This window comes from Actinomadura sp. BRA 177, assembly GCF_013372625.1.
Lineage (GTDB): Bacteria > Actinomycetota > Actinomycetes > Streptosporangiales > Streptosporangiaceae > Spirillospora.
Map to the genome: position 1 here is coordinate 1 of NZ_JABXFD010000163.1, position 5,639 is coordinate 5,639.

Annotated in this window: 7 protein-coding genes; 6 read left to right on the forward strand and 1 reads right to left on the reverse strand. The window is 71.4% G+C overall.

Going from position 1 to position 5,639, the window contains the following annotated elements; translation table 11 throughout:
• Window positions 1–83: 83 nt before the first annotated feature.
• Complete coding sequence (locus tag HUX53_RS05210; RefSeq protein WP_309237057.1) at window positions 84–212, forward strand: winged helix-turn-helix domain-containing protein; 129 nt, start codon at window positions 84–86, stop codon at window positions 210–212.
• Here HUX53_RS05210 and HUX53_RS05215 read toward each other — a convergent pair.
• On the reverse strand, window positions 209–1,207 hold the full coding sequence (locus tag HUX53_RS05215; protein ID WP_217919101.1) for a terpene synthase family protein: 999 nt from the start codon (window positions 1,205–1,207) through the stop codon (window positions 209–211). The two genes, HUX53_RS05210 and HUX53_RS05215, sit on opposite strands and share 4 nt — an antisense overlap.
• Window positions 1,208–1,402: 195 nt before the next feature.
• On the opposite strand from HUX53_RS05215, the gene HUX53_RS39900 reads away from it, so the two are divergent.
• The 5 genes from HUX53_RS39900 to HUX53_RS05235 form a co-directional block, all read left to right on the forward strand.
• A complete protein-coding gene (locus tag HUX53_RS39900; protein WP_309237058.1) occupies window positions 1,403–2,227 on the forward strand; it encodes an ABC transporter substrate-binding protein in 825 nt (274 codons plus the stop codon).
• A gap of 339 nt (window positions 2,228–2,566) precedes the next feature.
• Window positions 2,567–3,055 (forward strand): amino acid ABC transporter permease, encoded by a 489-nt coding sequence (locus tag HUX53_RS40735; protein WP_303623146.1) that lies wholly within the window; start codon window positions 2,567–2,569, stop codon window positions 3,053–3,055.
• Window positions 3,052–3,834: an amino acid ABC transporter ATP-binding protein gene (locus HUX53_RS05225; protein WP_176402033.1), complete on the forward strand. Its 783-nt coding sequence runs from the start codon at window positions 3,052–3,054 to the stop codon at window positions 3,832–3,834. The genes HUX53_RS40735 and HUX53_RS05225 overlap by 4 nt, the downstream gene beginning before the upstream one ends.
• A 150-nt stretch (window positions 3,835–3,984) precedes the next feature.
• Complete coding sequence (locus tag HUX53_RS05230; protein ID WP_176402034.1) at window positions 3,985–5,346, forward strand: glutamine synthetase family protein; 1,362 nt, start codon at window positions 3,985–3,987, stop codon at window positions 5,344–5,346.
• A gap of 76 nt (window positions 5,347–5,422) precedes the next feature.
• Window positions 5,423–5,639, forward strand: a 217-nt coding sequence (locus HUX53_RS05235; RefSeq protein WP_176402035.1) for a hypothetical protein, incomplete at its 3' end; no start/stop codon positions are given.

The following is a 5,639-nucleotide window of genomic DNA, read 5'->3' on the forward strand; positions in this document are numbered from 1 at the left end:
AAGTCGTCGGCGACCCGCGCTGGCTCCGTGCTCCTCTGTGGCGGCAGCGTCAGAGGTTTATAAGAGACAGGGCCAGGGCGGTCGTGGGGGCGGGCGCGGTCAGCCGGCACCTCGGCGTGCTGCGCGCGTGCGGCCTCGTCACCGGGCACCGGATGGGCCGCCGCGTCCTGTACTCCCGCACCCCGGCGGGCGACGCCCTCGCCGGCGGCTAGCGCAGCGAGGCGAGCGCGTCCAGCCGCAGCGTGCCGGGCTGCGCCGAGCCGTGCTCGTAGCGGCCGGACTCGGCGAGCCAGTCCATGTGGGCGCGCGGCGTGTCCAGCAGCACCTTGACGACCTGCGCGGCGGCGGCGCGCTGCGCGACGGTCAGCTCCAGCCGGTCCAGCATCTCCGGCAGCCTGCGCGCCGCCGCCCACGCCTCCTCCAGCCGGTCGACGATCTTCTCGGCGACCGCGGCGGCGGTCCGCCCGGCGTCCAGCCCGCGCGCCCGCGACAGCACGGCGGGCAGGTCGTGCACGTCGCCCCGGGCCGCCTCCAGGTCGTGCGAGGCGAGGTCGTTGGACCAGGCCACGACGTCGGCGACGCCGTCGGCGACGGTCTTCCAGCGGGGCGTGCGCAGCAGCCGCGCCGGCAGCTCGACGCCGAGCACGGGCTCGACCAGGTCGTACAGGAACGGCCCGCACGCCCGGCGGCGCAGCGGCGCGTACTCGGCCTCCGTCGGGACGTGCCGGATCCGGCGGTTCACCGACTCCTCGGCGCACCCGTCCCGGTGGGCCTCCAGCTGCAGCATGAACCTGCGCCGCCAGTCGCGGCTCATGTCCTTGGACGTGGCGTGCCACAGCTCCACCAGCGCCGCCTCCAGCGGCCGCGCGCCCGGTCTCGCGTGGCCGCGCCGCATCGCGCGCAGCAGGTCGTCGTACAGCGCGTGCACGGCGCTGCCGCTGTCGCAGAGCGGCGGATGGTCCATGGTGTCGTCCAGCGCGAGCGTCCAGACCAGCCACCGCGCGAACAGGTCGACTCCGGCGAGGTCGGCGGACGGCAGGACGCGGGCGGCGAGCCGCTCGCAGCGGGCCCGGCCGAGCGGCGAGGTGTCGGGATCCCCGAGCACCAGGCCCCGGCCGCGCGCCCAGGTCTCCACCTGCGCGCACAGCCGCCACGACTCCGGGTGCATGGCCGACGGGGTCGCCAGCGCGGGCACCCGGTCGCTCATCGAGAGAAGAAGAGAGATGTCCACGGCCCTGCCCACGCTAATGATCACTTCGTCGAGCGACCATGATCGCCACGTCAATTTCCGGGAAACGGATCGCGCCGGACGGTCATGAACGTCCCGCCCGTTCGCCCCTGCCGGACGCGGACGCGGCGTGCGATAGTTCGATGATCAGAACCTGCTCCCACAGGAGGAAGAGTGTCCAGAGGGACCGTGCGATGGGCACTGGGCGCGGGGCTGGCGGCCCTGGCGCTGACGGCGACGGCGTGCGGCGGCGACGAGGGCGCCACCGTGCAGGGTGTCAAGCTCATCGAGAAGGGCGCGCTGACGTCCTGCACCCACCTGCCGTACCCGCCGTTCCAGTCGGAGGATCAGAAGACCGGCAAGGTCGTCGGCTTCGACGTCGACATCATCGACCTGGTCGCCAAGCGGCTCGGCGTCACGCAGAAGGTCGTCGACACCCCGTTCGAGACGATGCGGACGGGCGCGGCGCTGAACGCCGGCAAGTGCGACATCCAGATGGGCGGCATGACGATCAAGCCCGACCGGGTGAAGTTCATGGACGTCTCCGACCCCTACTTCGACGCCACCCAGTCGCTGATGGCGAAGAAGGGCGCCGGCGTCGCCTCGCTGGACGACGTCGAGGCCAAGGACCTGAAGCTGGGCTCCCAGGCCGGCACCACCGGCGAGGACTACGTCAAGGACAAGGGCTTCGACCCGCGCTCGTTCGACAACTCCAACGCCGAGCTGAACGGCCTGCGCACCGGCCAGGTCGACGTGATCGTCCAGGACGACCCGGTCGTCAAGGGCTGGCTGAAGGACCCGGCGAACTCCGCCTACGAGATCGTCGCCAACCTGAACACCGGCGAGCAGTACGGCATGTGGATGCGCAAGGACCACAACCCGGCGCTGGTCAAGCTGACCAACGAGGTCATCGCGCAGGCCAAGTCGGACGGCACCTACAAGAGGATCTACGAGAAGTGGATCGGTCCGATGCCGGAGAGCGCCGGCGGCGGCTCGTGACCGCGGAACCGATCGGGGCCGGGGCGCCGGGCGGGCTGTCCCGCCGGCGCCGCCGGCAGCTGTCCCTGGGCGGCCAGTACGGGCTCTTCGCCGCCATCGTGGTGGTGCTGGTCCTGCTGGCCGACTGGGACACGCTGCGGCTCAACTTCGCCAACTGGGACGTCGCGAAGAGCCTGTTCCCCGACGTCATCACGGTCGGGCTGCGCAACACCGCCGTGTACACCGCGGTCGGGTTCGGTCTCGGCCTCGGCGGCGGCCTGGTCGTGGCGCTGATGCGGCTGTCGTCCGTCCCCCCCGTACCGGTGGTTCGCCACCGCCTACATCGAGGTCTTCCGCGGCCTGCCGCTGCTGCTGATCTTCATCTTCGTGGGCGTCGGCGTGCCGCTGGCCTTCCCCGGCACGAACATCCCCGGCGGCGCCGCCGGGCAGGCGGGCCTGGCGCTCGGGCTCGCCGCCACCGCGTACATGGCGGAGACGATCCGGGCCGGGATCGAGGCCGTCCCCAGGGGGCAGATGGAGGCGGCGCGCTCGCTCGGCATGTCGCACGCCCGCGCGATGCGGTCGGTCATCATCCCGCAGGCGTTCCGGATCATCATCCCGCCGCTCACGAACGAGCTGGTGCTGCTCTGCAAGGACTCCTCGCTCGTGCTGTTCCTCGGCATCACGCTGGAGCAGCGCGAGCTCACCAAGTTCGGCCGCGACCTCGCGGGCGAGCAGGGCAACACCACCCCGATCATCGTGGCCGGGATCTGCTACCTGCTCATCACGATCCCGCTGAGCCTGCTGGCCCGGCGGCTGGAGGCGCGGCAGCGCAGGGGGCAGCGATGACGACCCTCGACACGAGAACGAACGCCATCGAGATCACCGGCCTGCGCAAGTTGTTCGGGACGAACGAGGTGCTGCGCGGCATCGACTTCCACGTCGGGCCGGGCGAGGTCGTGTGCGTGATCGGCCCGTCCGGGTCGGGCAAGTCGACGCTGCTGCGCTGCGTGAACCTGCTGGAGGAGCCGTCCGCCGGGACGATCCGGGTCGCCGGCGCCGACGTCACCGACTCGGAGGTGGACATCGACGCCGTCCGCCGCCGGATCGGCATGGTTTTCCAGTCGTTCAACCTGTTCCCGCACCTGACCGCCCTCGGCAACGTCATGATCGCGCAGCGGAAGGTGCTGAAGCGGGACAAGGCGGAGGCCGAGAAGATCGCGCGGGAGAACCTGGAGCGGGTCGGGCTGGCCGACAAGGTCGGCTCCTACCCGGCGCAGCTGTCCGGCGGGCAGCAGCAGCGCGTGGCGATCGCCCGCGCGCTGGCGATGGGCCCGCAGGTGATGCTGTTCGACGAGCCGACGTCCGCCCTGGACCCGGAGCTGGTCGGCGACGTCCTCGGCGTGATGCGCGGTCTGGCCGAGGCGGGGATGACCATGCTCGTCGTCACCCACGAGATGAGCTTCGCGCGGGAGGTGGCCGACCGGGTGGTGTTCATGGACGGCGGCGTGGTCGTCGAGGAGGGCCCGCCGCAGCAGGTGATCGCCGACCCGGCGCACGAGCGGACCAGGGCGTTCCTGTCCCGCGTCCTCGATCCGGCCGCGGCGCGGATCGGGGAGGGTGAGTAGTCAGATATGTTCCGGTCAGCGGGAATGGTCGGACGTAACGTCGCGGTAACAGCGACCGGGCATACTGCGAGGTAGCCGGACCGTCTCTCGCGGCCGGCATGCGTCCCCCCGCCCCATGACACCGGCAGGGCAGTACCGAGGGAGAAGGCTTTGGAGCGTCAGCAGGAGTTCGTGCTCCGCACGCTGGAGGAGCGCGACATCCGCTTCATCCGGCTGTGGTTCACCGACGTGCTCGGGTTCCTGAAGTCCGTGGCGGTCGCCCCCGCCGAACTGGAGGGCGCGTTCGGCGAGGGCATCGGCTTCGACGGGTCGGCGATCGAGGGCTTCGCCCGGGTGTACGAGGCCGACATGATCGCCAAGCCCGACCCGGCCACCTTCCAGGTGCTGCCCTGGCGCTCGGAGTCGCCCGGCGTCGGCCGGATGTTCTGCGACATCCTCATGCCGGACGGGACGCCGAGCTTCGCCGACCCCCGCTACGTGCTGAAGCGCGCGCTGTCGCGGGCCGCCGACCTCGGGTTCACCTTCTACACCCATCCCGAGATCGAGTTCTTCCTGCTCAACGACAAGCCGGAGGACGGCCGCGAGCCCGAGCCCGCCGACGCCGGCGGCTACTTCGACCACACCCCGCACAGCGCCGCGCACGACTTCCGGCGCAACGCGATCATGATGCTGGAGGCGATGGGCATCTCGGTGGAGTACAGCCACCACGAGGGCGCCCCCGGCCAGCAGGAGATCGACCTCCGGTACGCCGACGCGCTCACCACCGCCGACAACATCATGACGTTCCGGCTGGTGATGAAGGAGGTCGCGCTGGAGCAGGGCGTCCACGCGTCCTTCATGCCGAAGCCGTTCACCGAGCACCCCGGCTCGGGCATGCACACCCACATGTCGCTGTTCGAGGGCGACCGCAACGCCTTCTACGAGCCGGGCGCCGAGTTCAAGCTGTCCAAGGTCGGGCGGGCGTTCATCGCCGGGCTGCTGCGGCACTCCGCCGAGATCACCGCGGTGTGCAACCAGTGGGTCAACTCCTACAAGCGGCTGTGGGGCAACGTCGGCTCGGCCGCCGGCGCCGGGGGAGAGGCCCCGTCCTACATCTGCTGGGGGCACAACAACCGGTCGGCGCTCGTCCGCGTCCCGATGTACAAGCCGCACAAGGGCCACTCGACCCGCATCGAGTTCCGGTCGCTGGACACGGCCGCGAACCCCTACCTGGCGTTCGCGGCGATCCTCGGCGCCGGGCTGAAGGGCATCGAGGAGGGCTACGAGCTGCCGCCGGGCGCCGAGGACGACGTCTGGGCGCTGACCCCCGCCGAGCGGCGCGCCCTCGGCATCGAGCCGCTGCCGCAGGACCTGGACGACGCCATCCACGCGATGGAGCGCAGCGAGCTGATGGCGGACGTCCTCGGCGAGCACGTGTTCGACTTCTTCCTGCGCAACAAGAGGCAGGAGTGGGAGGACTACCGCCGCCAGGTGACCGAGTTCGAGCGCAAGCGCCTCTTGGCAGTGCTCTAACCGTCCTCCAGCCCCCACCCACCGCCATTCAATGGACGAGCTCCGCTCGGCGGCCGATTCGGATTACGGTTGACCCGTGACCGAGTCCCGGACTCCCGAACGCCGATCCTCCCTCGCCGGGCGCCTCGCGCGGCTCGGCTTCACCGACGCGGCGCGGGCCGAGTGGCTGCTGCGGGACGCCGAGCGCGGCACCGGGGCGCGCCCCGGCGACGACCTGCTCGACGCGCTCGGCGGCACCGCCGACCCCGACCTGGCACTGGACGGCCTGCTGCGGCTCCTCGCGTCCGCCGCGG

Excerpts from the sequence above, each read along its gene's own strand:
- HUX53_RS05215 (WP_217919101.1), bottom strand. The coding sequence starts at position 1,207 with ATGAGCGACCGGGTGCCCGCGCTGGCGACCCCGTCGGCCATGCACCCG.
- HUX53_RS05225 (WP_176402033.1), top strand. The coding sequence starts at position 3,052 with ATGACGACCCTCGACACGAGAACGAACGCCATCGAGATCACCGGCCTG.